General features: G+C 70.2%; 32 protein-coding genes. 13 read left to right on the top strand and 19 right to left on the bottom strand.

Features of this window, described 5'->3' with window-relative positions; genetic code table 11:
- Nucleotide 1 precedes the first annotated feature (1 nt).
- Together MT346_RS13805 and MT346_RS13800 are read right to left on the bottom strand one after the other, a co-directional pair.
- Nucleotides 2-1,093, bottom strand: a complete 1,092-nt coding sequence (locus MT346_RS13805) for a hypothetical protein (RefSeq protein WP_243563651.1) — start codon at nt 1,091-1,093, stop codon at nt 2-4.
- A gap of 73 nt (nt 1,094-1,166) precedes the next feature.
- Nucleotides 1,167-1,379 (bottom strand): hypothetical protein, encoded by a 213-nt coding sequence (locus MT346_RS13800; protein WP_243563649.1) that lies wholly within the window; start codon nt 1,377-1,379, stop codon nt 1,167-1,169.
- A gap of 78 nt (nt 1,380-1,457) precedes the next feature.
- Here MT346_RS13800 and MT346_RS13795 point away from each other — a divergent pair, with 78 nt between their 5' ends.
- Together MT346_RS13795 and MT346_RS13790 are read left to right on the top strand one after the other, a co-directional pair.
- Complete coding sequence (locus tag MT346_RS13795) at nt 1,458-2,444, top strand: aldo/keto reductase (protein WP_243563648.1); 987 nt, start codon at nt 1,458-1,460, stop codon at nt 2,442-2,444.
- Between the two features lie 156 nt (nt 2,445-2,600).
- Complete coding sequence (locus MT346_RS13790) at nt 2,601-3,422, top strand: SGNH/GDSL hydrolase family protein (RefSeq protein ID WP_243563647.1); 822 nt, start codon at nt 2,601-2,603, stop codon at nt 3,420-3,422.
- Nucleotides 3,423-3,477: 55 nt separating this feature from the next.
- Here MT346_RS13790 and MT346_RS13785 read toward each other — a convergent pair whose 3' ends face one another.
- Nucleotides 3,478-3,963, bottom strand: coding sequence for a DUF4126 family protein (locus MT346_RS13785; RefSeq protein ID WP_243563646.1), 486 nt, complete (start codon nt 3,961-3,963; stop codon nt 3,478-3,480).
- 313 nt (nt 3,964-4,276) lie between these two features.
- Between MT346_RS13785 and MT346_RS13780 the strand changes: the two genes are divergently transcribed.
- Nucleotides 4,277-4,831 (top strand): hypothetical protein, encoded by a 555-nt coding sequence (locus MT346_RS13780; protein ID WP_243563645.1) that lies wholly within the window; start codon nt 4,277-4,279, stop codon nt 4,829-4,831.
- 25 nt (nt 4,832-4,856) lie between these two features.
- A complete protein-coding gene (locus tag MT346_RS13775; protein ID WP_243563643.1) occupies nt 4,857-5,648 on the top strand; it encodes an SDR family oxidoreductase in 792 nt (263 codons plus the stop codon).
- A 63-nt stretch (nt 5,649-5,711) separates the two neighbouring features.
- On the opposite strand, the gene MT346_RS13770 is transcribed toward MT346_RS13775, so the two are convergent.
- Nucleotides 5,712-6,416 carry an SDR family oxidoreductase gene (locus MT346_RS13770; protein WP_243563642.1) on the bottom strand — a complete coding sequence of 235 codons (705 nt, stop codon included), beginning with the start codon at nt 6,414-6,416 and terminating at the stop codon, nt 5,712-5,714.
- Nucleotides 6,417-6,494: 78 nt separating this feature from the next.
- On the opposite strand from MT346_RS13770, the gene MT346_RS13765 reads away from it, so the two are divergent.
- Nucleotides 6,495-6,878 (top strand): MerR family transcriptional regulator, encoded by a 384-nt coding sequence (locus MT346_RS13765; RefSeq protein WP_243563641.1) that lies wholly within the window; start codon nt 6,495-6,497, stop codon nt 6,876-6,878.
- 76 nt (nt 6,879-6,954) lie between these two features.
- Here MT346_RS13765 and MT346_RS13760 read toward each other — a convergent pair whose 3' ends face one another.
- From MT346_RS13760 to MT346_RS13750, 3 genes are all read right to left on the bottom strand, one after another.
- A complete protein-coding gene (locus tag MT346_RS13760) occupies nt 6,955-7,131 on the bottom strand; it encodes a hypothetical protein (RefSeq protein ID WP_243563640.1) in 177 nt (58 codons plus the stop codon).
- 39 nt (nt 7,132-7,170) lie between these two features.
- Nucleotides 7,171-7,650, bottom strand: coding sequence for a hypothetical protein (locus MT346_RS13755; RefSeq protein WP_243563639.1), 480 nt, complete (start codon nt 7,648-7,650; stop codon nt 7,171-7,173).
- Nucleotides 7,651-7,756: 106 nt separating this feature from the next.
- Complete coding sequence (locus MT346_RS13750; protein ID WP_243563638.1) at nt 7,757-8,095, bottom strand: hypothetical protein; 339 nt, start codon at nt 8,093-8,095, stop codon at nt 7,757-7,759.
- A gap of 57 nt (nt 8,096-8,152) precedes the next feature.
- On the opposite strand from MT346_RS13750, the gene MT346_RS13745 reads away from it, so the two are divergent.
- Nucleotides 8,153-8,713: an MOSC domain-containing protein gene (locus MT346_RS13745; RefSeq protein ID WP_243563637.1), complete on the top strand. Its 561-nt coding sequence runs from the start codon at nt 8,153-8,155 to the stop codon at nt 8,711-8,713.
- A gap of 20 nt (nt 8,714-8,733) precedes the next feature.
- Nucleotides 8,734-8,916 carry a hypothetical protein gene (locus MT346_RS13740; protein WP_243563635.1) on the top strand — a complete coding sequence of 61 codons (183 nt, stop codon included), beginning with the start codon at nt 8,734-8,736 and terminating at the stop codon, nt 8,914-8,916.
- A 4-nt stretch (nt 8,917-8,920) separates the two neighbouring features.
- Here the strand turns inward: MT346_RS13740 and MT346_RS13735 are convergent, their stop codons facing one another.
- On the bottom strand, nt 8,921-9,469 hold the full coding sequence (locus MT346_RS13735; protein ID WP_243563634.1) for a VanZ family protein: 549 nt from the start codon (nt 9,467-9,469) through the stop codon (nt 8,921-8,923).
- Between the two features lie 119 nt (nt 9,470-9,588).
- Here MT346_RS13735 and MT346_RS13730 point away from each other — a divergent pair, with 119 nt between their 5' ends.
- Together MT346_RS13730 and MT346_RS13725 are read left to right on the top strand one after the other, a co-directional pair.
- The gene (locus tag MT346_RS13730) at nt 9,589-10,224 is read left to right on the top strand and encodes an isochorismatase family protein (protein WP_243563632.1); all 636 of its coding nucleotides are present in this window, start codon (nt 9,589-9,591) and stop codon (nt 10,222-10,224) included.
- A gap of 395 nt (nt 10,225-10,619) precedes the next feature.
- Nucleotides 10,620-11,207, top strand: coding sequence for a DUF1349 domain-containing protein (locus MT346_RS13725; RefSeq protein WP_243563631.1), 588 nt, complete (start codon nt 10,620-10,622; stop codon nt 11,205-11,207).
- Nucleotides 11,208-11,244: 37 nt separating this feature from the next.
- Here MT346_RS13725 and MT346_RS13720 read toward each other — a convergent pair whose 3' ends face one another.
- Nucleotides 11,245-12,225 (bottom strand): alpha/beta hydrolase, encoded by a 981-nt coding sequence (locus MT346_RS13720; RefSeq protein WP_243563629.1) that lies wholly within the window; start codon nt 12,223-12,225, stop codon nt 11,245-11,247.
- The gene (locus MT346_RS13715) at nt 12,218-13,648 is read right to left on the bottom strand and encodes an MFS transporter (RefSeq protein WP_243563628.1); all 1,431 of its coding nucleotides are present in this window, start codon (nt 13,646-13,648) and stop codon (nt 12,218-12,220) included. Before MT346_RS13715 ends, MT346_RS13720 begins: the two co-directional genes overlap by 8 nt.
- Nucleotides 13,649-13,904: 256 nt before the next feature.
- Between MT346_RS13715 and MT346_RS13710 the strand changes: the two genes are divergently transcribed.
- Nucleotides 13,905-14,315 carry a hypothetical protein gene (locus tag MT346_RS13710; RefSeq protein ID WP_243563627.1) on the top strand — a complete coding sequence of 137 codons (411 nt, stop codon included), beginning with the start codon at nt 13,905-13,907 and terminating at the stop codon, nt 14,313-14,315.
- Between the two features lie 21 nt (nt 14,316-14,336).
- On the opposite strand, the gene MT346_RS13705 is transcribed toward MT346_RS13710, so the two are convergent.
- Nucleotides 14,337-15,146: a hypothetical protein gene (locus MT346_RS13705; RefSeq protein ID WP_243563626.1), complete on the bottom strand. Its 810-nt coding sequence runs from the start codon at nt 15,144-15,146 to the stop codon at nt 14,337-14,339.
- 158 nt (nt 15,147-15,304) lie between these two features.
- Complete coding sequence (locus tag MT346_RS13700; protein WP_243563625.1) at nt 15,305-15,856, bottom strand: phosphoribosyltransferase family protein; 552 nt, start codon at nt 15,854-15,856, stop codon at nt 15,305-15,307.
- Between the two features lie 100 nt (nt 15,857-15,956).
- On the opposite strand from MT346_RS13700, the gene MT346_RS13695 reads away from it, so the two are divergent.
- From MT346_RS13695 to MT346_RS13685, 3 genes are all read left to right on the top strand, one after another.
- Nucleotides 15,957-16,448: an AAA family ATPase gene (locus MT346_RS13695; RefSeq protein ID WP_243563624.1), complete on the top strand. Its 492-nt coding sequence runs from the start codon at nt 15,957-15,959 to the stop codon at nt 16,446-16,448.
- 105 nt (nt 16,449-16,553) lie between these two features.
- A complete protein-coding gene (locus MT346_RS13690; RefSeq protein ID WP_243563623.1) occupies nt 16,554-17,093 on the top strand; it encodes an NUDIX domain-containing protein in 540 nt (179 codons plus the stop codon).
- Between the two features lie 412 nt (nt 17,094-17,505).
- Nucleotides 17,506-17,736 carry a hypothetical protein gene (locus MT346_RS13685; protein WP_243563622.1) on the top strand — a complete coding sequence of 77 codons (231 nt, stop codon included), beginning with the start codon at nt 17,506-17,508 and terminating at the stop codon, nt 17,734-17,736.
- Nucleotides 17,737-17,857: 121 nt separating this feature from the next.
- Here MT346_RS13685 and MT346_RS13680 read toward each other — a convergent pair whose 3' ends face one another.
- The 7 genes from MT346_RS13680 to MT346_RS13650 all read right to left on the bottom strand — a co-directional run bounded on the left by MT346_RS13680 (nt 17,858) and on the right by MT346_RS13650 (nt 24,206).
- A complete protein-coding gene (locus MT346_RS13680) occupies nt 17,858-18,370 on the bottom strand; it encodes an ATP-binding protein (protein ID WP_243563621.1) in 513 nt (170 codons plus the stop codon).
- A 516-nt stretch (nt 18,371-18,886) separates the two neighbouring features.
- Nucleotides 18,887-20,275: a replicative DNA helicase gene (gene dnaB / locus MT346_RS13675; RefSeq protein WP_071299679.1), complete on the bottom strand. Its 1,389-nt coding sequence runs from the start codon at nt 20,273-20,275 to the stop codon at nt 18,887-18,889.
- Nucleotides 20,276-20,864: 589 nt separating this feature from the next.
- The gene (rplI, locus tag MT346_RS13670) at nt 20,865-21,317 is read right to left on the bottom strand and encodes a 50S ribosomal protein L9 (protein WP_243563620.1); all 453 of its coding nucleotides are present in this window, start codon (nt 21,315-21,317) and stop codon (nt 20,865-20,867) included.
- A gap of 14 nt (nt 21,318-21,331) precedes the next feature.
- A complete protein-coding gene (gene rpsR, locus MT346_RS13665) occupies nt 21,332-21,589 on the bottom strand; it encodes a 30S ribosomal protein S18 (RefSeq protein WP_056121021.1) in 258 nt (85 codons plus the stop codon).
- A gap of 44 nt (nt 21,590-21,633) precedes the next feature.
- Nucleotides 21,634-22,206, bottom strand: coding sequence for a single-stranded DNA-binding protein (locus MT346_RS13660; protein ID WP_056121019.1), 573 nt, complete (start codon nt 22,204-22,206; stop codon nt 21,634-21,636).
- Nucleotides 22,207-22,209: 3 nt separating this feature from the next.
- Nucleotides 22,210-22,602 carry a 30S ribosomal protein S6 gene (gene rpsF / locus MT346_RS13655; RefSeq protein WP_243563619.1) on the bottom strand — a complete coding sequence of 131 codons (393 nt, stop codon included), beginning with the start codon at nt 22,600-22,602 and terminating at the stop codon, nt 22,210-22,212.
- A 167-nt stretch (nt 22,603-22,769) separates the two neighbouring features.
- Nucleotides 22,770-24,206, bottom strand: a complete 1,437-nt coding sequence (locus MT346_RS13650; RefSeq protein WP_243563695.1) for a CCA tRNA nucleotidyltransferase — start codon at nt 24,204-24,206, stop codon at nt 22,770-22,772.
- Nucleotides 24,207-24,252 lie beyond the last annotated feature (46 nt).

Raw genomic sequence — 24,252 nt, 5'->3', positions numbered from 1 at the left:
CTCACACGCAGAACGACTCGGCGGTGACCTGCACTCCGGTGCGGTCACCGCCGATCTGCATGCGCTGCACGGCGGCATCGGTGTCGATCGGCCACCGCGTGTCCGTCCCCATCGCCCGGTCTGCCGCGGTGTAGCCCGCGTGTTCCCATCCGCGCAGGACCCGGGTCGCGACGTCCTGCGGCCGAGCGGTCGGCAGGGTCAGCGTGCCGGTCCATCGGCTACCGCCGGACGGACACGCGACCTGCCGCAGGGCGACCGGTGGAGCGGGAGCAGCCGCGGGCGTCGGTGACGACAGGTCGTCGAGCGGACCGGCCCAGCGCACCGTGTCCTGGAGCATCGCCCGCGTTCCGTCCTGCACCGCCGCGGCGTCGAGCGTCGTCGTGTCGACCGGGTGCGGCCCGGACGCGGCGGGCCAGTCCGCCCAGGGGTCCGGCGTCGATGCGGGTGTCTGCCGTGGTGGTGCGGTGTCCGGCACCAGGGACAGGTCCGGCCCGCCGCTGCCGGACGACACCACCGCGACCGCGAGCGCGCAACCGACGATCGCCGAGACGACGCGGAGGACCGGGGCGTCCAGTCCCAGTCCGCGGCGGTCCGCACGCACCCACGCGACGACCGCCAGCGACAGCCCGAGCGCCGCCGGCAGCACCGGGACCGGCCACGGCGGCAACCCCGCGCCGGACACCCACCACGCCGCGGGGGCGGCGCAGGCCGTTGCCAGGGCGAGGGACGAGGCGGTGAGGAGCCGGGCCTCCAGGACGGTGAACGGTCGGATCCACCGGCGGCGACTGTCGGTGACCAACCCGTGGACGGCGCAGACCGCGGCGTTCACGGTGACGCCGACGAACCCGAGCCTGAAACCCAGGAACTGGCCACCGTCGTAGCGGCCCCACTCGTTGTCGGCCGGTGTCGGGTACTGGGACCAGTGGATCTCGGCGGAGCCGACGAGCAGCCCACCGACCGCCGCCAGGAACACCAGCCACGTCCACCGCGGCGCCCGGGACACGCGGATCGCCGACGCGACGAACAGCACGGCCACGGGGAGCAGCAGGCTCAGGGCCAGGCCGGCCATGCCGTCGAAGCGCTGTGGGTCCATGCCGCGACGCTAGGGCGAGCACACCGGGCGAGCAGTCCGGAGGGTGCCAGCTGTGTCCGACGACACAGGCGCGTCAGCGCCGCCGGAACAGGTCCGCGATCGCCCACGGGCCCGGTGCGAGCCGGACGGCCGCCTCGGCGCGGACGCGGTCCTCGCGCTCGCGGTCACGGGTCAGTTCGGCGATCTCCGTCGTGGCCGTCCACCACATCGCGACCCGGCCGAGCAGCCCCCGCGGCAACGTGCGGGCGTGTGTCGGGGTGGGAACGGTGGCGGTGTCGTCGTGCATGCCCACCACGGTACGAGTGCCGTGCTCGACTGGGGATGCTCTGTCGGTACACGGCTCGGCACCGCTACCGTCGAAGCCATGCAGCGACGCACCCTGGCCAGCACCGGCCGCGAAGTCTCCGTCATCGGTCTCGGCACCTGGCAGTTCGGCGGTGACTGGGGTCCCGTCTCCGAGCAGGACGCCTTCGCCGTGATGGACGCCTCGGCCGAGGCCGGCGTGACCCTGTTCGACACCGCCGACGTGTACGGCGACGGGGTCAGCGAGCAGCTGATCGGCCGCTGGCTGCAGGCGAACCCCGACTCCGGTGTGACCGTCCCGACGAAGATGGGCCGTCGCGCCGACCAGGTGCCGTCGAACTACTCCGCGGCGAACTTCCGGACGTGGGTCGACCGCTCGCGCGCGAACCTGCAGCAGGACACCCTCGACCTGGTGCAGCTGCACTGCCCGCCCACCGCCGTGTTCGACGACGACGCGGTCTACGACGCGCTCGACGCGCTGGTCGCCGACCGCTCGATCGCTGCGTACGGCGTCAGCGTGGAGACCGCCGACCAGGCGCTCCAGGCGATCCGGCACCCGGGCGTCGCGAGTGTCCAGATCATCCTCAACGCCTTCCGGCTCAAGCCGCTCGACGCCGTGCTGCCCGCGGCGAAGCAGGCCGGGGTCGCCGTCCTGGCGCGCGTCCCGCTGGCATCGGGGCTGCTGTCGGGCAAGTACACGACCGACACCGAGTTCGCCCCGCAGGACCACCGCACCTACAACCGCAACGGCGAGGCCTTCGACCAGGGCGAGACGTTCAGCGGCGTCCCGTTCGAGGACGGCGTCCGTGCCGCGCAGGAGTTCGCGGCCGCACTGCCCGACGGTGTCTCGGTGCCGCAGGCCGCGCTCGCGTGGATCGTGGCACAGGACGGCGTCACCGCGGCGATCCCCGGCGCGCGGAACGCCGAGCAGGCCCGGTCGAACGCCGCAGCGGGGTCGCTCGACCTGGACACGGTGCCCGGCCTCGACAGCACGGTGCACGACCTGTACGACCGCTGGTTCCGCGCGACGGTGCACGAGCGCTGGTGATCCTGCGCGCTGAGACCGTTTCGTGACGTCGTTCCCAGCAACGGCTCTCAGGGGTCTCAGGCAGCGGGGTGCGTTCCCGACGATCGCACGGCCTGACGGCCCTGGCGCGGCCCTACGGTGATCCGAGCAGTTGCAGGATCGTTCGGGAGGGCCGCCATGCGTCCGCGTCACATCGTCACCGTCGCGTCACTGGTCGCGGCCCTCGTCGCGGTCCCCACGGTCGTCGCGCTCGCGTCGCACCCGACGGTCGCCACCACGGCGACCGCCCAGGCCGCCCGCATCGCCGCCGCGCAGATCCGCGAGCTCCAGCACACCCCGCACCAGGTCCTGACCGGCGTCGTCGGCGCGGACGTCGGCGGCGCGGTGACCTTCGCGTACGCCGGCGACTCGATCACGGCGCGACCGGGATCGTGGCTGCGTGACCTGGCAGCCGACACGACCGACACCGGCGTGCACGCGCTCGGCGGCTACGCGCACAGCGGGAACCGCACGGACCAGGTGCTCGCGCGCATGCCCGCCGTGCCGGGGGCCGACGTGCTCGTGGTCGAGCTCGGCACGAACGACGTCAACCAGGGGGTCCCGACCACCCGGATCCTGCGCAACATCGACACCCTCGTAGCGCACCAGAGCGCGCCGCACGTGCTGCTGATCGCCGCACCGCCGTCGAACCACACGTCCAGCCTGTGGGGCGTCGACCGTCGCACCGAGAACCGGGTGCTCGACCGTGCGCTGGCGGCGGACGCGCAGCAGCACGGCTGGTCGTACGCCGACCCCTTCGCTGCCGACCGGGCGTCCGACGACGGCTGGCTGCCGGGCACCTCGGCCGACGGCATCCACCCGACGACAGCAGCGAACGTGGCCATCGCCGGCGAGTTCGCCACGGCCATCCGCGCCGCTGCGGGACGCGGCACGACCGGCAACGACACGGGGACCGCTGGCGACACGTCCGTCAGCGAGACCGCGGTCACCACGAACTGACGCCGCCGACCCGGTCACCGGGCCGACGGCGTCGGACGTTCAGCGGTTCAGCGGTTCAGCGGGACGTCAGCACCTTCTGCGTGCCGGCGATCACCGCGGCGTCCTCGGCGAGCGCCACGAGCGGGTCGTGCAGGCCCGTCGCACCGCCGACGGCCTTGCGTGCCGCGAAGCCGACGTAGCTGCCGATGACGGCCCCGACCGCGCCGAGCACGGCACCCTCGACACGGCGGTCGCGCCGGCCCGTGGTGCCGATCGCGAGTCCGACGAACGCTCCGGAGACGGCACGACCGAGCAAGCCCGTCGCCGCGGTGCGGTTCGGTGTCATCGGGAGCTTGTCGCCGATGAGCTCACCGACCGCGCCGGCGACCAGCAGTCCGCGGCCGAGGGGCGTGCGGAACACCGGCCAGTCCTGCCACGACCCGGACAGCTCGCGGCGGTCGCGGTTCAGCGCCAGCAGCGCGAGCGGGGTCGCGCTCCGTCCTCCGGTCAGGATCCCGAGCAGCAGGGCCTTCGTCCCGGTGTGCTTCGTGTACTTCGCCATGGTGTCTCCTCACACGTCGTGCCCGACGCTACCCACCGTGCCTGTCCACCCGTCAGGCCAGGCCGCGCACCACCCCGCCGACCTCGCACCAGGCGCAAGAGCACCGTGCGAGGTTCACCGCCCGTGCGACCTTCGCCGCCCGGTGCGGGCGTACATCCGCGCACCACCCCGCCAACCTCGCACCGGCCGCCAACCTCGCACCGTGCGGCACCCGCCAACCTCGCACCAGGTGCCAACCCCGCACCGTGCGGCACCCACGAACCCTGCACCGTGCGGGTGTAGAACTGGGGTCTCGACCGGACAGGACCCCGACGTGATCGACGAGCAACAGCAGCAGCCGGACCGGCTCTGGCACGTGGGTGTGATCGACGAGGCCGGACGGCTCCGTCTGCTCGGTGCCGCGATCGCCGGTGCCGCGTTCGCCGTCGTGCTCGTGATGCTCGTGCTGTCCTCGTGGACCACCGCGACGACCGGCGTGCTGGTGTCGGTCGGCATCCCCTCCGCGGTCCTCGGCGCAGCGATCGGTGTCGGTCTGACCCTGCGGTCGTGGCGTCTCGAGGGCGGCTACGAACGCGCGACGATCGCACAGCGCTGGGTCTCCGACGGCGAGGTCCCGCCCGACGTGCCCCCGACCGAGTGGGTGCCGCTGCTGCAGGCCCAGGCCGAACGGCAGCTCGGCGGCTGGGGCAAGATCGTCCTGAGCGTCTTCTGGCTCGCGATGACGTGGTCGATGCGCGCCCAGCACGGCGACCTGATCACCGGGCTGCTGATGGGGCTGTGGGTCGGCCTGGGGCTGTGGAGCGCGATCGTCGTGATCCCCCGCGCCCGTGCGGCTGCGGCGATGCTCAGGCGGCCGTTCCCCGCCTGACCGGACCACCGTGTAGGCAGGGTGCATGACACCCCCGAAGCACCCCTTCCGTTCCCGTCGCGCCCTGGTCACCGGAGCCAGCGGCGGCATCGGCGAGGCCCTCGCGCTCGGACTCGCCCGCGCCGGCAGCGACGTCGTCCTGGTCGCGCGGTCCGCCGACCGACTCGAGGCCCTCGCGGCCCGCATCCGACGTGACCATCGCGTCCGCGCCGAGGTGCTCGTGGCGGACCTGGCGACCGACGCCGGCGTCGACGACGTCATCGACGCGATGCAAGGCACGCGCGTGGACATCCTGGTCGCGAACGCCGGTGTCGGTGCGCACGGGCCGTTCGTCGACACGACGGACGAGCGCATCCGGACGCAGCTCGCACTCAACTGCACCGCGCTGACCCGTCTGGTGCACGCGTTCCTGCCCGCGATGCTCGAGCGCCGTGTCGGTGGCGTGATGACGATCGCGTCGACCGCGTCGTTCCAGCCGACGCCGGGCATGGGTGTCTACGGCGCGACGAAGGCGTTCGTGCTCTCGCTGACCGAGGCGCTCTGGCAGGAGACACGGGGTTCCGGCGTCCGGGTGCTGGCGCTGTGCCCCGGTCCGACCGACACCGGGTTCTTCGACGCGGCCGGTGGCGGCAACGTCATGCAGAGCGGCCGGCAGAGCGCCGAGCAGGTCGCCGCCGTCGGCCTGCGGGCCTTCGGTCGTGCCGGTGGACCGACGGTCGTGTCGGGTGTCGGCAACGCGGTGATCGCGAACGCGCACCGGTTCGTGCCGCGTGGGCTGATGGCGCGGATGTCCGCCATGGTGACGGCCGAGCACTGAACCCGGCCACCGCCGGACAGGAGGCCCGGTGCGGGCCCGCCACGCGCCTCCCGTCTGCGCAGCTCAGGCGGTGATCTGCGCGTACAGCGCGGCTGGGTCGGCCGCCAGGGACGCCTTGACCATGGCACTCCAGTCGTCGACGACGACCTCGAACGCATCGCGCTCGACGCCGTCGAGCGCGGCAGCGGCGACCTCGGCTGGGTCGACCATGGGGCCGTCGAAGCCCGCCATCATGTCGGTGTCCGCCGCTCCGAGGTGCAGCGCCTGCACGCTGATGCCCCTGGGCGCGAGTTCCAGACGGACGGCGTTCGTCATGTTCCACTCCGCCGCCTTCGCGATGGCGTAACTGCCCGAGCCGGGGTACGAGAACCACGACAGCGCCGACAGGACGTTGACGATCGTGCCGCCGCCGTTCCGCTCGATCGCGGGCGCGAAGGCCCGGGTCGTCGCGAGCGTGCCCCACAGGTGCGTGTCCAGCTGGCGGCGCAGGTCGTCGAGGTCATCGGTCAGCAAGGACGACTGCGTCGAGATGCCGGCGTTGTTCACCAGCAGGGTGACGTCGCCCGCGCGTTCAGCCGCCGCGGCGACCGAGGCGGCGTCCGTGATGTCGAGGGGCAGCACCTCGACACCCGGGACGTCGATGAGTTCAGGCCGGCGAGCGGTCGCGTAGACCTTGGCCGCACCGCGCTCGAGCAGCGCGGTGACGAACCGGCGTCCGATGCCGCGGTTCGATCCGGTGACGAGTGCGACCGATCCGGTGATGTCCATGGTGTCCTCCTGTCGACCGGGCCTCTCCCGGTCCGACTCGGGTACGCTAAGACCTCACATGGACGTCAGGGGCAAGTCGTGATCGACGAACGGATGCGCATCGGGGACCTGGCGGCCCGCGCCGGTGTGAGCGTGCGGTCGCTGCGGTACTACGGAGAGCAAGGGCTGCTGCTGCCCGATCGCACGGCGTCCGGGCAGCGGACCTACGACCTCCAGGCCGTCGACCGGGTGCTCCTGGTCCAGCAGCTGTACGCCGCGGGACTGGCAAGTAGGACGATCGCGCAGCTGCTGCCGTGCGTCGACGCCGGCGTGGCCACGGCGGAGAGCGCCGCGCTGCTGGTCGGCGAACGCGACCGCATCAGCTCGCAGATCGCCCAGCTGCAGGCAGCCCGAGACCGCCTGGACGACGTCATCCACATCAGCGAGCACCCGACACCGGAACACTGCCCGGCACTCCGCTGAGTGGTCAGCGCTGACGACCTCCGGTTCGATGACACGTCTCAGTACACCCTCGCGAGCCCGAGCGACAACCCCAGCGCTACCCTTCGCGCCGCTTCGCCGCGCGCGTCTCCTTCCGCGCAGCGCGCCGTGCTCGCCACTCGGCGTCCTGCTGGTCCTGCAGCGGACTGCGCTGCATCGACCCGTGGACGGCCAGCAGGATCATGACAACGACCAGGATCAGGACGATCGGTACCAAGAACGACAATGCGACCACGGCAGCCCCCTCCGGCTCGGTGTGATCGGAGCGTAGCGGTCAGTCGGCGTCGCCGACCAGTGCCCGCTGCCGCTCGTACTGCTCGCGCGTCCGGTGCCCACCCATCGCGCGGACGACACCGCCGGCGGCGTCCCGCGTCAGCAGCGTCCATGCACCGAGCGCCACGGCCAGCGTGGGGATCCCGGCGGCGACACCGACCACGAGCTGTCGACCGAGGTCGCTGCGCCACGGCACGCCGCTCAGCTCGAGCGCGCCGAACACCACCGCCGCGACGACGATCGCGATCGGCATCGTCCACAGCCGCCGCACGGTGCTTCGTCGAGCAAGACCGAGTTCGGTCGATGTCGCGAGCGGCAGGGTCGATCCGACGTGGGCTCGCGGTTCGCCGCCGACGATCCGCGCGGAGCGCTCCGTCGCGGGGACCCACACCACGTCGTCCAGGTACTCGACCTCGCCGTCGACCACGAACCAGCCGCCCTCGAACTCCTCGGTGACCGCCGTGCTGTCGTCGTGCTCCACGAGCACGATGCTTGCAGCTGCGGCGGATCCTGTCGCGCCCGCATGCGGGGCACACGGGCCACACGTCGGACTGGAAGCCCCGTGCGGGCCCGCCACGCGCCTCCCGTCAGTCGGGTGGTTCGTCCTCGGACGCCCCGAAGTCGGTCACCCGCTGCCGGAAGACCCAGACCTGCAGCGCGAGCAGCTCCACACCGACGAATGCCAGGACCATCCACGCCCACCCTTCGACCGGGTGCCCGCCGCCGATCATGACCACCCCGACGAAGGCCAGCGCGGCCACGAACAGCCCGGTGACCACGAACCCGACCACCGCAGCGCGTGGATGGACGTTCGCCACGAGACCCTCGTCGCGCATCCAGCCCGCATCGCGGGCCCGCCAGAGCAGTCCGACGGTCATGCCGAGCAGCATCACGATGCTCACCACGAGCAGGACGACGGCAGGCATGCTCCGAACCCTAGTCAGGGCATTGAGTGTCCACCGGTCCTGCGCCAGGATCGGACCATGAGCGGAGAGCAGGCAGCGGGGCCGCGCGTGATCGCGGTGAGCCGGGACGGTGACCACCACTTCAGCAAGCCGGTGGTCGACGAGGTCGTGCTCGTCGAGGGCTGGGGCATCGAGGGGGACGCCCATGCCGGCACCACCGTGCAACACCGCTCCCGGGTCGCGCGCGACCCGTCGCAGCCGAACCTGCGCCAGGTGCACCTGATCCACGCCGAGGTCTTCGACGAGGTCGCCGCGGACGGGTTCCACGTCGAGCCCGGCCAGATGGGCGAGAACATCACGACCCGCGGGATCGACCTGCTCGGCCTGCCCGAGGGGACGGTGCTGCATCTCGGCGACGCCGCCCGGGTCCGGGTCACGGGGCTGCGGAACCCGTGCCAGCAGATCAACGACTTCGAGCCCGGACTGCTGCGCGCTGTGCTCGGGCGGGCCGAGGACGGCACGGTCGAGCGCAAGGGCGGCGTGATGAGCGTCGTCCTGGCCGGCGGGGCCGTGCGACCGGGCGACGAGATCCGCATCGAGTTGCCCGCCGGTGACCCGCAGCCGCTGCAGCCGGTGTGACGGTGCGGTAGCGTCCGCTCATGGACAGCATCACGTGGTTGACCATCGCCTGCATCGTCGTCGCCGTGCTCAGCTGGGTGGCGCACTTCATGGGCTGGATCGGCGGCACCCGACGAGGTGACGTGCCGGACCCCTCCGCCACCATGCAGGGCAGCACCTGGACACCCCCGCCGAGTGACCCCGGCGCCGGGCACCACGGCTGACCCGTCACGCCCCCGGCTCGGGCCCGCGGAACGGCGCCAGCACCCGCGCGGACCGTCGGAACTGCATCAGCAGCGCGACGACGCAGAAGCCGAGCCCACCGCCCACGGTGTTCCAGAGGAAGTCGTTGACGTCGGCGATGTGCCCGCCTGCCGCCACCTGCGCCGTGGCGAACTGCGTGATCTCGATGCCGGCACTGATCGCCGCAGCCGTCACCACCACCCGCCACCACGTCGGCCGGGCCAGCACCAGGGAGACCAGGACACCGAGCGGCACGAACACGAGCATGTTCATCACCGCGTCCCCGACCTCGTAGTCCACGAAGGGCACGACGACCAGCGGCAGGGGTTTCGGGTCCGAGCTCGCCACCGGGTGCAGGAAGACCGGGAACACCGTGTTCGCCAGGATCCCCGCCGCGTACACGGCGAGCGCTGCAGCCACTGCCACGCGCGGGAGCGTGCACCGTCGCCGGACGACCAGCCGCACCGTCAGCAGCGCGAAGACGACGACTCCGACCGGGATGACGACCGGCAGCGCGGGCACCTCACCGAACACGACGGTCCGCTTCGACCGGGGGACAGGGCGGGACGGGAACGAGCACATCGCATCGTCCCACGAAGCCGGCAGGAGCAGAGTGGGGTGGTCCCGCCATCATCATCCGCGTCAGGAGCACCATGCCGCACCCGAACCGCGCCCTCGTCCTGGTCGACGTCCAGCAGGAGTACTTCGACGGTCCGCTCACGATCCGGTTCCCGGACCCGGCCGACTCGCTGACGCGCATCGTCGCCGCGATCGACGCAGCCGCAGCGAACGAGGTCCCCGTGGTCGTCGTGCAGCACGACGGCGGTGCCGGTGCCCCCGTCTTCGATCCGACGAGCCAGCGCTACGCCCTGCACCCGGACATCGAGCGACGTCGCACGTCGGCCTGGAAGGCGCTCACCAAGCAGTACGGCTCGGTCTTCGCCGGCACCGACCTGCACGACTGGCTGCGCGAGCACGGCATCGACACGGTCACGCTCGTCGGCTACATGACGAACAACTGCATCCTTGCATCGGCGGTCGAGGCCGAGGGGCTGGGCGTCGCCGTCGAGGTGCTCTCCGACGCGACCGGCGCGATCCACATCAGCAACGCCGCGGGTTCCGTGGACGCCGAGACGGTGCACACGACACTGATGGCGTTGCTGCACTCGAACTTCGCTGCCGTCGCGTCAACTGACACGTGGGTTGCCGCCGTGGGCGGCGGCGCGACGCTGCAGCCGGACGACCTGGTGAGCTCGGCGACCGCGGGAGCCGCGCGCGCGTCAGTGTGACGACGCCGGTCGGCGTGACGCGCCGGTGGCCGTGATGCTCTGGTCGCGGTGACCGTCGGACAGGAGGCGCGGTGCGGGCTGGCACCGGGCCTCCTGTCCGGTGTCAGCCGCGTCGGCTGGAGATCAGGCCACCCGCGACGAGCGCGATGGCCGCGACGAACATGATGAGGCTGATGGGGGTGAAGCCGTCGAACATGGCTGGGTCCTTCGTCGTCGAGGTCCGCAGGATCAGCGGACCGCTCCGTCGTACGCCGACAGACCACGAGATCCCGGAGGACCGGACGCGGGTGCTCTCAGGCTCCGGTGCCGAGCCCGTTCCGCGCTCGGAGCCTTCCCGCGACCGACGCACCGGTCGTCAGCACGCGCCGAACCTCACGCACCCGTAGGTTCGGTGCATGACCGACATCGACTGGAACTCCGGCACCTGGACGACCGCACCCGCCCACGTGGAGACCGCTGCCGACGGCATGCGCGTCACCGCCGTGGAGGGGAGCGACGCCTGGCGCACCACCTCGTACGGCTTCGTGCACGACACCGAGCACGCCCTGCTCGCACCGCTCGAGCCGGACACCGCGATGGAGGTCTCGTTCCCACTCGACTTCAGCGCCCAGTTCGACCAGGCCGGCGTCTTCGTCAAGGTCGACGACACCACCTGGACCAAGGCCGGCGTCGAACGCAGCGACGGCCAGGACAGCCTGGGCGCCGTGGTCACCCGCGGCGTGTCCGACTGGTCGCTGTCACCCGTCCCCGGCTGGCACGGCCGCCTGGTCACGATCCGGGCGAGCCGCTCGGGCGACGCACTGACCGTCCGCGCGCGGGTGGACGACGAGCCGTGGCGGCTGGTGCGGGTGGCGCCGCTCGACCCGGACGCCGCGGTGACCGCGGGTCCGTTCTGCTGCGCCCCGTCCCGGGGCGACCTCACCGTGCACTTCACGGCCTGGAGGCTCGGTGCAGCCGACACGAGCCTGCACCCGGACGAGTGAGCCGGCACCACCCCCGTGGCCACGCCGGCCCCCGTGGTCACGCCGGCACGTCGAGCAAGCGTCCGGTGAACTCCCGGAGCGCCCGGACGGCCCGCTGGGACAGGGTCGCCTCGGGCATCATGCTCATCGACCCGTGGAACGCACCCGGCCAGACGTGCAGCTCCGCCTGCACGCCGGCGGCCCAGAGGGCGCCGGCGTAGGCGACGGTCTCGTCGCGGAACACCTCGGCGCTGCCGCAGTCGACGTACGCGGGCGGCAGCCCGGTCAGGTCGTCGGCGCGTGCAGGTGCGGCGTAGACGGACACGGCGTCGCCACCGCGACGGTCGCCCAGGTACGCGTCCCAGCCGAATCCGGTCATCTCGCGGTCGGCCACGCCGACGCCGTCGAACTGCCGAGTTGACAGGGTCGCGTCGCGGTCGTCGAGCATGGGGCTGACCAGGACCTGCCCGATCACGGCGGGGCCGCTGCGGTCACGGGCGAGCAAGGCCGTGCCCGCGGCGAGGCCTGCTCCGGCGCTCTGTCCGACCAGGACGATCCGGTCGGGGTCGATCCCGAGCTCGTCGGCGTGCTCGGCCGTCCACACCAGGCCGGCGTAGCAGTCCTCGACCGGGTAGGGGTCCGGGTGCTCGGGCGCCAGGCGGTAGTCGGGGCTGACGAGCACGACGTCGTGCACCAGCAGCCAGTCGTCGTACGAGTCGAGGTTGCCCAGGTGGTGCCCGAACACCATGCCGCCGCCGTGGATGGCGTAGGCACAGGCTGCGGTGCCCGTCCGTCCGATGCGCTGGATCACGGCGAGCGCGATCGGGTCGCCGTGGTGTCCGGGGACGGTGATGCTGCGGCGCTCCAGGCCACGGGCGAGCAGGCCGTCGTCGAGCTGCTCGTCGGTCATGCCGAGCTGTCGCATCCTCGGCAGCATCTCGGCCGTCAGGTGGAAGCGGCCGCGCTCGTCCATCGCGGACAGGAAGGGCTCGAACTCGGGGTCGAACGGCGGGCGGGGCAGGGTCTGGATGTCAGGCACGGGTGGTCTCCAGGGTGAGGGGTGTCGGGTCGTTGGTGGTGGCCGGGTCGTTGGTGGTGCGGGATCGGATCATCCCCACCGCGACGAGCAGGGCGGCGACGGCCGCGAGCCCCAGGCCGGCCACGGTCAGGGCGTCCTGGAAGTCCGCCAGCCGAGCGGTCGTCCAGCTGGTGGTGGCGATGCTGCCGCTGACGAAGGCCGCGACGATCGTGCCCGCCGTGGCGACGGCAGCACCGGCCGCGAGTTCGCTCGAGGTGTCGACGAGTGCGGCACCGACCGAGGTGCGGTCGGCGGGCAAGCCCGTCAGGACCGACGCCCCGGCGACGACACCGACCACGCGCATCCCGGCGGCGACGAGCACGAGCGCCACGACTACCCAGCCGTACCCGTACCGGCTCAGCCCGCCGAAGACCACCAGGCCGGAGACCACCGCAGCGGCGCTGATCCAGGCTGCGCGGCCCAGGCCGACGCGCTGGACGAACGGTCCGACGAACCGGCCTCCGGCGAGCAGCACGACGACCTGCGGCAGCGTCCCCAGCGCAGCCAGGACCGGCGACCAGCCCCAGGCGAACTGCAGCTGCAGCGTGACCAGGTAGGACATCCCGGCGACGGCCAATCCAGACGCGGCCTTGAACGCCAGGCCGCTCGACACCAGCGGTCGGGCGAGCAGGTGCAGGTCCACCAACGGGTGCTGCGCCGTCCGCTCCCGTGCGACGAACCCGATCGCACACGCGACCGTCAGGACGATGGCGAGCCATCCCCATTCGGCGGTGGTGCCGGAGCCGACCAGGACGGTCGGCGTCACGAGCGCCCCCACGACGGTCGCCGTGCCGAGCAGGGCGCCCGCGACGTCGACCGGGTCGGGCCGGAGTCCGGCCGCGTCATCACGGTCGATGCCGAGCCGGATGCCGATCCACGCGAGCACCGCGATCGGCACGTCGGCCAGCAGCAGCACCTGCCACGGAGCGACTGCCAACACGAACCCGCCGATCGTCGGACCGATCGCCAACCCGACCAGTCCCGCGGTCGAGATCACCGTCAGCGCGCGGACCCGCAGCCCCTCGTCGTCGAACAACCGGAACGCCAGCGACATCGACCCCGGGGTGGTCATCGCGGCGGCGACGCCCATGACGACCCGCACGGCGATCAGCTGCTCGGTCGTCGTGACCGCCGCCGTGGCGAGGCTCGCCAGGGCCAGCAGGACGAGCCCGACCAGCATCACCCGGCGACGGCCGAAGCGATCAGCGACGGCACCGAACAGCAGCATGAGCCCGCCGAACGCGACGGAGTAGGCGCCCGCGACCCACTGTAGGCCCGTGGTCGAGGACCCGAGCTCGCGGCCGATCGTCGGCAGCGCGACGTTGAGGACGGAGTTGTCGAGCATCTCGAACAGGAACACCGCCGACAGCCCGGCGAGCGCCATCCATGCTTCGGAGAGACGCGGAGGGTGGTCACCGGCCCGAGGGCGGTGGAGGAGAGAGGAACTGGGGGACACGGGGACGCACTCCTTCGAGGGAAGAAGTGGCGACTCGTTCGATGCCGCGTGTGGATGCGTCGCAGAGCGCGGCGCCTTTTACCTCAGTGATCGAGACCATACACGGGCGGCGGCCGCGACGGAAGTCGAGGCAGTGGGCCAGAATGCAGTCGTGCGACGCAGCTCGGGGTGGTCCTCTCGGTCGATGGCTGCTGCCATCGCGTTGACCGCCCTGGTGGCGCTGACCGGCTGTGGGTCCGACGGCGTCCTGACGCTCGGCGCCGACGAGGCGACACGCTCACCCTGCCCCAGCCCGACGACCATCCCGGTCGAACAACTCCGCACCTCCGCCGCGCCGACGTGCGTGCCAGCAGGATCCGACCTGCTCTTCCCCAACGGCACGAGGGTCACCATCGACGACCAGGCCGGGTCGGGCGGCTTGCAGTCGACGAGTGATCCGGTCCGGTACTCGTGGATCGACGTCGGCAACTTCGGAGTCGTCGCCGGACAGGCCACCACGAGCTGCGCGCGACACCACGTGTGGGGAAGCATCGAGGGGGTCCGGAGAGTGCGACAGGCGTTCGGACCTGACTGGCCGTGTCCGGCGAGGGACTAGACACGGTCAGCTCTCCGGACGTCACATCCCGCTGCCGTCGAAGAACGACGCCAGCGCGGGCGCCGTGTCTGCCACCGTCGACACGTTCGCCAGCAGGACCACCCCCAGGAACAGGACCAGCACCGGCAGCGCCGTCCCCGCAGCCGCCAGGACCCGACGGAGTCGCCGATCGGTCGGACTCGTGCGGGCTCGTCGGATCCACACCATCACGGTCGCCACGACCACGGCGACGATCGCCCCCGCTGCGGTCCCGACGAGCACCGCGTGGTACAGACGGAAGTCTTCGACGAGTGCCGTCAGCATCGGCGTCATCGTCCCGGCAGCCAGCTCGCCCCGCACCTGCGCGACAGACGCACCGGTCATCGGCAGGAAGGTCAACACGGACGACAGCGGCGCCGCCGCGCCCTGCACGTTCGCCATCACCATCAGGAGCAGGACTGGAGGCGAGGGGGCGCCGAGCAGACCGGCTGTCAGCAGCAGGACACGCCGGCTCCGCGTCGGGGCGTGGACGTACGCAGCCCAGATCCGCTTGCCGACCGGCAGGACCGCGACCAGGAGCGCTGCCGCGACGATCGCCTTGACGACGTGGAAGACCGCCCAGAACGACACCGCATCGGCCAAGCCCGAATCCGAGGAGCTGCCGGACCGCACCCACTGCGAGAAGCCGGCTGCAACCACATCCGGCAGGGTCGCGACCGAAACCTGTGCACCGGTCGACCACGCTGCGATCGCAGACGGCAGGAACACGAGCGCCATCACCAGCACGCCTGCGCCGGCCAACCACACCGCCCCACGTCGCTCCGGCTGCAGAACCCCGTCCGTCATGGTCATCGTCAGTCCCCTCCACCCATGTCGGGCGATCCCGACGAGTCAACGGTAGGGAGCCCCGGCCCTTCAGCGCGTCCTCCTCGAGCACGAGGCGCGATCATCCCCTCGTGTTCTTTCGTCGCCTATGTCGCCAGCGGGCGCGCCGAGTTGGTACTACGTCCCTACAGCTCTCGCAGCGATACGAGCGAGCGCAGTCGCAGAGCTCGACGAAGCGGGGTCCGCTCAAGTCCATCGACCACGACGGCGGCGCCGATCCAGGTCGCTCCCGCCATGTTCACGAGAGCATGAGCGGCTTCCGCCTGGGCCCCCGTCGCTATCCAATCGTCCACGAAGAGCACGCGGTCCCCGGACTGCAACAGCGAGCGTCGAACTCCGAGGCGCAGGGAGCGGTCTCGGTAGTCCGGCCCGGTCGAGACCTCCCACCAGGGATCACTGTCCGTGGCGCGGCTCGGGTCCTTCCGCACCTCGGCGAGGCCGACGCCGAGGTGCACTGCGACGAGCGCTCCGAGGATGGTCCCGCGCGACTGGATCCCCATGACCACCGACGGCTGGGTGTCATCGAACAGGGAAGCAAGGGCGGGACCGAGGGACCTCAGGACGTGCGGATCACGCCACCAGCCCGTGAGGTCGGCGTACGAGTTGTCGTCCGTCCGGTCACCGAGCCAGCGGAACGAGGTCTGTAGCCGTCGTTTCAAGTCGGCGTCCGCGGTCACAACGCCATTCTCTCAGGGCGCCCGGTGGGCTCTGACGGACCGATGAGGGATCGGCAGCCGAGACAGCGCGGACAGCCGGCGACGTCCTAACCTGCCTGTCGTGCTCATCGTGATCCGCGGCGCCTCTGGCTCCGGCAAGTCGACCGTCGCGGCGCAGCTGCAACAGGAGTTGGGCTGGCCCACCGCCGTACTTGGCCAAGACCACTTCCGACGGACCATCTACAAGGAGCGCCAGGACGCCGGTCACGCTGACGGGATGGAGCACGCGGGGCTCCTCGAAGTCGCAGCCAAATACTGCCTCTCGGCTGGCCATGACGTCGTGCTGGAAGGGATCTTCCAGTCCGACCGCTACGCAGCGATGCTGGAACGCGTTGCGAGCACGTCGCCCGGGGCTCGTTTCTACGCCTTCGACCTCTCGTTCGAGGAGACCCTGCGGCGGCATACGGGACGTTCGCTGGCGTCCGAGGTCAGCCCGGAACAGATGCACGCCTGGTACCGCGGATGGGACCCGCTCCCGTTCGTGACGGAGCGGCCGATCCTCGCGAGCGAAGAGGTAGTCGCAGTCACCCGACGAATCCTCCACGGCCATTAGAGGATCAGGCAGCGGGCCGGGGCGTACGGACCCGTCTCGTTACCCGATCTGCTGCAGGACAACTCGTGTCCAATCTTGCGGGCCGGTTCGTTCTACGCTTCTGGTGTGGACGAGTGGTGGGATCTGATCGACGCGTCCGGAGCGCCTACGGGTGAGACGTTCCGGCGCGGTGACGGCAATTGGCCGAGTGAGGAGTTTCATCTTGTGGTCACGGTATGCGTCTACCGAGCCGACCGAACAATCCTTCTCACGCAGAGGGCTCCGACGAAGGAGTTCGGCTTCGGGTGGGAGTTCCCCGGTGGGAGCGCTCTGGCAGGCGAGGCAGGTCCTGTAGCAGCGTGCCGAGAGTTGCGCGAGGAGACCAATGTCCCAGTCGAGCCGGAGGCGCTGCGCCGCATCGGTCGCTTCACTGAGGAGACGGCGCTGGTAGACCTCTTCGTCGTGCAGGAGCCGACGGGGTCAGCGGTGCGTGCGGATCCTGCCGAGGTAATTGATTGGAGCTGGGTCTCTCTGTCGGAGGTCAACGCGCGTCGCCAAAATGGGGTGATGGCGGACCCATGGGGGCCGCGGCTGGACGCGCTGTGGCCAGCAGCGATGGCATCGATCCTCGCTGCCGACGAGTCACGAATGCACACGTCTCCATAGCCGATCGTTGATCGCCGTCCCCTTCTGCGATGTGGTCTTCACGGATGCAGCTGCGCGCAACGCCCTCCGGCTTCGACACATCGACGAATGGTTGGGGACAGCCCTTCCCCGCCGGGTCGCGGATCTCATCAAGGTGCTCGAGGACCTTCCAACGAAGCCCTCAACGAGTTGAAGGTGCACCGCCCCGCCCGACTCAACGACGGCACATCAGGACGCCTCCGGACGGCAGGTCAGGCCGGCGGAGTGGTCAGAGGAACCAGATAATTGTGCTCGGGCCAGCATTCCGACAAGCCGGTCGCCCCTCGGACGCCAAAGGGGCCGGCGGCGACGACCGCCGGCGACTCGCTGACCGTCTCGCTGGCCGATCGGCAAACGAGATGGATGTTGACCAACGCGCTTGTAGCCTTGGGACGTGCGAGACGCCCTGTTCCCGGTGTTGAGTGTCGCCGTCCTCGTGCTCACCGCCGCAGGAATTGTGTGGCGAGCTCGGAACAAGCGATGGGTTCGGGACGCGCAACTCGCACTCAACGCTCAACCTCGTCTGAGCCTGATCCTGCCCGTCTTTCTGGTGTTGTTCGCAGCAGTGACCGTCATCCTCGGAGTCGGATCACTCGAATCCCGCTTCGCCTACGGATGGGGCTAATTCCCCCTCGCTCTCGACGCGCTCCTCATCGTTGGTTTCACCGTGTGGATCTCACGGCGTCCGTTCCCCGTGAACTGAAACAGTGCGCGTCTGACGCCGCCGCCGTCCGGTATTCGGTCGCCTACCGGGCGTGGAGTTCGAGGTAGTCGAGGGCCTGACGGACCGTTTCTTCGAGGGCGCGGGTGCTGTCGATGACGAGCCGATCGTCCGTGCGAGGCTCGTACTCGTCGGCGGTGCGCTGTACCTCGTCCCACGTCGGCAAAGTGAACCCGGGCAGGTCGTTCGCACGCTTTTCCACGCGGCGACGGTGTTCGTCGACGTCCGCACACACGACCTCGATCACGCGCAGCGGTACCCCGGCGGCATCCGCTGTCGACACCCATCCAGCCCGAGCGGGTTCAACGCCGCTCACCGCGTCCGCGATGACCATCTGCCCTCGCCGCAGATTCGGTACCGCGATGGTATGCATAATCGAGTACGCGGCGATCCCGGACTGCTCGCGCGGGATTTGGTACTTCCACATCGCACCCTCGATCGCGTCGACGCGGAGCGTCAGTGAGGGCATCAGCTCCGCGATCGCAGCCGACAGCGTCGACTTCCCTGCACCGGGAAGACCACAAACCTGAACCAGCATCGACAACTCCTTCGTTGGCCGTAGCCCCTTGTCTATCGGTCATGGACGCGCAGCACCAGCGAAGTGGATACGCACGCCAGACCCCCGAGGACGTGTCCGATTGCCGATTCCTCACCGAGCCGCGTTCGCACGACCAGCTGTCAGCTGTCGAGTGCAATGACCCAGAGCAGCAACAGGAGTCCCGCGACGACGAGAACTCCGATTCCCGACCAGAACCACGGAGCGCTAGCCCCGCGCTCCGCTCTCGCTCGGCCCACCCCATCCCTGCGCACGGCCATGAGAGCAGCTCGCCCAATCAGTCCGAGCCCCGCCAGCATGATGATCAGGACCCCGCACCACGTCCACCACGAGAACTGCACAGGTCGAGCATGCCGGACGAGACTCACTTTTGGTCGCGGCGAGCACAAGGCGGCAGTCTCAATAGCCGATTTCTCAGTGCGACCTCGGTGGACGTTTGATGCGGGGAACAGCAAGTGCCGCGGCGACCGGGATCGTGGTGGCCGACAAGTCGGCGGACTACTGCGGCATGTCCACGAACCGGGAGAACATCCCGTGGAACGCCACCGTGATCGTGTCGGTCGGCCCGTTGCGGTGCTTCGCCACGATCAGGTCCGCCTCACCCTGGCGCGGGTTGTCCTTCTCGTACGCGGACTCACGGTGCAACAGGATCACCATGTCGGCGTCCTGCTCGATGGACCCCGACTCACGCAGGTCGGAGATCATCGGCTTCTTGTCGGCACGCTGCTCGGGGCCACGGTTCAGCTGGGACAGCGCGATCACGGGCACCTGCAGCTCCTTCGCCATGAGCTTCAGTGCGCGGGAGAACTCGGAGACCTCTTGCTGGCGGCTCTCGACCTTCTTGCCCGAGGTCATCAGTTGCAGGTAGTCGATGACCACGAGCTTCAGGTTGTGCTGCTGCTTGAGACGACGGCACTTGGCACGGATCTCGACCAGCGTCATGTTGGGGGAGTCGTCGATGAAGAACGGGGCGTCGTTGATCCGCCCGCGGGTCTGCGCGATGGTGGTCCAGTCGCGCGAGTCGACGGTGCCCTTGCGCATGTTCTGCAGGGGCACGCTGGTCTCGGCGGACAGCAGACGCATCGCGATCTCGGCGCGACCCATCTCGAGTGAGAAGAACGCGGCGGTCTGGTCGTGCTTGACGGCGGCGGCGCGGCACAGGTCGAGCGCCAGGGTCGACTTTCCGAGTGCGGGTCGGGCGGCGATGATGATCAGCTGCCCGGGGTGGAAGCCGTTGGTCAGACCGTCGAGCTGAGCGAACCCGGTCGGCACACCGGTCATCTGGCCGTCGCGGCCCTTGGCGGCCTCGATCTCGTCGATGGCGGCGGAGATGGCCTCGGTCAGGGGGACGTAGTCCTCGGTCTGCACCCCGCCGGCGACGTTGTAGACCTCGGCCTGGGCGCTGTTCACCAGGTCGGTGACCTCGCCCTCGGACGCGTACCCCATCTGCACGATGCGGGTGCCGGCGTCGACCAGTCGCCGCAGCACGGCCTTCTCGGCGACGATCGCGGCGTAGTACCCGGCGTTCGCTGCCGTGGGCACCATGCTCGTGACGCTGTGCAGGTACTCCGCACCGCCGGCGCGGGACAGCAGACCGGTCTTGGTCAGCTCGTCGGTGACGGCGATGACGTCGGTCGGCTCGCCGTGCGAGTACAGCGACAGGATCGCGTCGAAGATGACCTCGTGCTTGGGGATGTAGAAGTCCACGCCACGGGCGGTCTCGATGACGTCGGCGACGGCGTCCTTGGACAGCAGCATGCCACCGATCGTGGACTGCTCGGCGAGCAGGTCGTGAGGCGGGGTGCGCTCCATGCCGCCGCGATCACCGTAGTTCCCGCCGCGCTCCGCGTAGTCCTGTGGCGCCGGGTCCAGGTGTGCGATCGACACGCGAGCTCCTTCAGTTCTGCGACCAGCCCGGACGACTCCGGACCTGATCGTTCTACCCCGAGCGACCGACATCCCCGAGTCGCTGGGCCAAGCTACGGGTACGAAGTTATCCCCAGCAAACGCCCTTGTGGATAACTCTGTGGAGAGACTGCGGAACACGCCGGAACGGTGTGTGGAGAACTGTGGACAGGGCTGTGGAAACTCTCCCCAGAGAACACACTTTCGACTACTTGACCTGGGGTTTCTGTTTCCACCCTGTGTGTGGACAACAGGGCTTCAACGTGGGCTTGAAGGTTTCCGATTTGACGTTTCTCCTGTGTGAAACGGCTTGACAAACGGGCCGTGCGTTCGGAGTCTCCCGGCTGGCTCTCAGCCACCCGCAGCCCTGTCCGTGCGGTAACCCGCAAGGGCGGACGGGTGCCCAGCCAGACCGACGGCAACCGGCGGGAACGACGGAAGGCGGGCCTCCCGACAATCAGCGCAGCACCCGCCGACCCCGCAGGAACGACGGAAGGCGGGCCTCCCCGAGATGGGGAGACCCGCCTTCCGACGGAACAACCGGAACCGACACTGTCGGACCGCAGCAGCCTTACTTGGCGGCGACGACCTTCAGCGAGATCACGGCGGTGATGTCTTCGCGCAGACGAACGGTGGCCTCGTGGTCACCGACGGTCTTGATGGTCGCGGGGACCTCGACCTTGCGCTTGTCGAGCGAGCCGACACCCTGTGCCTGCACGGCGTCTGCGACGTCGGCGGGACGGACGGAGCCGAACAGGCGACCGTCCTTGCCGGCCTTGACGGTCAGCTGGATGGTGGCGTTCTCGAGCTTCATCTTGAGGTCCTGTGCCTCTTCGATGGTCGCGAGCTCGCGCGCGGCACGGCCGGCGCGGATCGCCTCGACCTGCTTCTCGCCGCCCTTGGACCACGCGACAGCGAAGCCCTGGGGGACGAGGTAGTTGCGGGCGTAGCCGTTCTTGACGTCGACGACGTCACCGGCGGAGCCGAGGCCGGAGACCTCGTGCGTGAGGATGAGCTTGGACATGGTGATCCTCCTGATCAGCGGCCGGAGCCGGCGTAGGGGAGGAGCGCCATCTCACGGGCGTTCTTCACGGCACGGGCAATGAGGCGCTGCTCCTGGACGGAGACGCCGGTGATGCGACGGGCGCGGATCTTTCCACGCTCCGAGATGAACTTGCGCAGCGTCGCGACGTCCTTGTAGTCGATGACGCCGACCTTGATCGCCTTCGCGGGAGCGGCGTTCTTGCCGCCCTTGCCGCGAGGCTTCCGGCGGTCGCCGGTGCTCTTTCCAGCCATGATTTTTCCTTAGGAGAAGAAGAAGTGTTGTGTCCGCGGACGGATCAGAACGGGGTCTCGTCGTCGTAGGTGCCACCGGGGGTCGACCACACGTCGTTCGACTGCGCTCCACCACCCTGCTGCTGGCCACCCTGCGGGGACCACGGCTCGTCCGAGCGGCCGCCGCCGGAAGCGTTGCCGCCCCCGCCGTTGCCACCGAAGTTGCCGCCGCCCGAACCGCCGCCGACCTGGCCACGACCGCCGCCACTGCCACCCGCTGCGCGGGTGATCTGTGCGGTGGCGTACCGGAGCGACGGGCCGATCTCGTCGACCTCGAGTTCGATGCTCGTACGCTGCTGGCCCTCACGGTCCTGGTACGAGCGCTGACGCAGACGACCCTGCGCGATGACGCGCGAGCCCTTGGTCAGCGACCCCGCGACGTGCTCGGCGAACTCGCGCCACACGCTCGCACGGAGGAACAGCGCGTCGCCGTCCTTCCACTCGTTCGCCTGACGGTCGAACGTGCGAGGAGTGGACGCGATGGTGAAGTTCGCCACAGCGAGCCCGTTCTGCGTGTAGCGCAGCTCGGGGTCAGCAGTGAGGTTGCCCACCACCGTGATGACGGTTTCGCCGGCCATCGGTTACTCGGCGCTCGCGGTCGCGGCGGCCGGGGCAGCAGCAGCGTTGGCTGCCTTGCGCGCGGCACGGGCCTCGTCGCGCTGCTTCTGGGCGGCGACCTGCGCCATGCCCTCTTCAGCGCGCAGGACCTTCGTGCGGAGCACGGCCTCGGAGAGACCGAGCTGACGGTCGAGCTCCTTGGCGGCGTCGGCAGACGACGTGAAGTTCACGACGGCGTACAGGCCTTCGTTCTTCTTGGCGATCTCGTAGGCGAGACGACGACGGCCCCAGACATCCACGTTGTCGACGGTCCCACCGTCGTTGCGGATGACAGCGAGGAACTTGTCCAGGCTGGGAGCGACGGTGCGCTCGTCGAGCTCGGGGTCGAGGATCGCCATCAGTTCGTACTGGTGCATGCGGAACCCACCTCCTTTGGTCTTGGCGGCTCCGGGCGGTTCCCGGAACAGGAGGGTTGATGCATGTGCGCCAGACCGCAGGTGCGGTCGGCACAACCCCGCAAGCTTAGCGGACAGCCTGGAGGCCCGCTACCGGTCCGTCAGATCGGTGCCAGTTGCTCAGGCGGTCAGGCCGGTGCGTCCCGCTCGGCCCACCAGGCGCGCAGCCGCTCCTCGGCCACGTCGGGCCCGAGGGGCCCCTCGTCCATCCGCGCCTCGAGCAGGAACCGGTAGGCCTCGCCCACGGCGCGCCCCGGCGGGATGTCGAGGATCCGCATGATGTCGTCCCCGGTCAGGTCGGGCCGCAGCGAGTCGAGCTCCTCGCGTTCGGCCAGGTCGCGGATCCGGTCTTCCAGGTCGTCGTACGCGAACGCCAGGCGGTCGGCCTTGCGGCGGTTGCGGGTGGTGACGTCCGAGCGGGTCAGTTCGTGCAGGCGCTCGAGCTGCGGGCCGGCGTCGCGCACGTACCGACGCACGGCGGAGTCGGTCCACGCACCGTCGGTGTAGCCGAAGAAGCGCAGGTGCAGCTCGATCAGGCGAGCGACCGCCGCGATGGTGTCGTTGTCGAAGCGCAGGGCCCGCAGCCGCTTCTTCGCGAGCTTCGAGCCGACCAGGTCGTGGTGGTGGAAGCTCACGGCGCCGCCGGGCTCGAGCTTGCGGGTCGCCGGCTTGCCGATGTCGTGCAGCAGGGCAGCCAGCCGCAGGACGGTGTCGGGGGAGTCGCCGGCGTGCCGCTCGTGCTCGTACCCGATCGCCTGGGTCAGCACCGTGAGCGAGTGCTCGTACACGTCCTTGTGGTGGTGGTGCTCGTCGATCTCCAGGCACATCGCCGGCAGCTCCGGCAGGAACCGCTCCGCCAGGCCCGTGTCGACCAGCAGGCGCAGCCCGGGCACGGGGTCGTCGGTGTTCAGCAGCTTGACGAGCTCGTCGCGCACCCGCTCGGCCGAGACGATGTCGATCGAGTCGACCAGGTCCTGCATCGCCAGGCGCACGTCGTCGGACACCGTGAAGCCGAGCTGCGAGGTGAACCGTGCGGCCCGCATCATCCGCAGCGGGTCGTCGCGGAACGACACGGTCGCCGTCTGGGGCGTGCGGAGCCGTCCGGCCAGCAGGTCCTCGACGCCGCCGTGCACGTCGACGAGCTCACGGGCGGGCAGCCGCAGTGCCATCGCGTTCACGGTGAAGTCGCGGCGCAGCAGGTCGTCCTCGATGGTGTCGCCGAACGCGACCTCGGGCTTGCGGGTCTCGCCGTCGTACACGTCGCTGCGGTAGGTGGTGATCTCGACCTGTTCGCCCTGCACCCGGGCGGCGATGGTGCCGAACTGACGGCCGACGTCCCACGTGGCGCTGGCGATCGGCTCGACGATCGCCAGGACGTCGTCCGGGCGGGCGTCGGTGGTGAAGTCGAGGTCGGTCACCGGGCGACCCAGGAAGGCGTCGCGCACGGGGCCCCCGACGAGCGCGAGCTCGTGACCGGCCTCGGCGAACGCGCGGGCGAGGACCGCGACGGGGGCGGTGGCGGCGAGTGCGTCGAGTCGTTCGACGGCCTGGGCAACGGACTGCATGACGTCGTCGATCATCCCAGATCGACGCGACCGGTTGTCCACGACC

The sequence above is a fragment of the Curtobacterium sp. VKM Ac-2922 genome, from assembly GCF_022815645.1.
Taxonomy (GTDB): domain Bacteria; phylum Actinomycetota; class Actinomycetes; order Actinomycetales; family Microbacteriaceae; genus Curtobacterium.
This window is presented reverse-complemented; position numbering and strand designations above follow the sequence as displayed.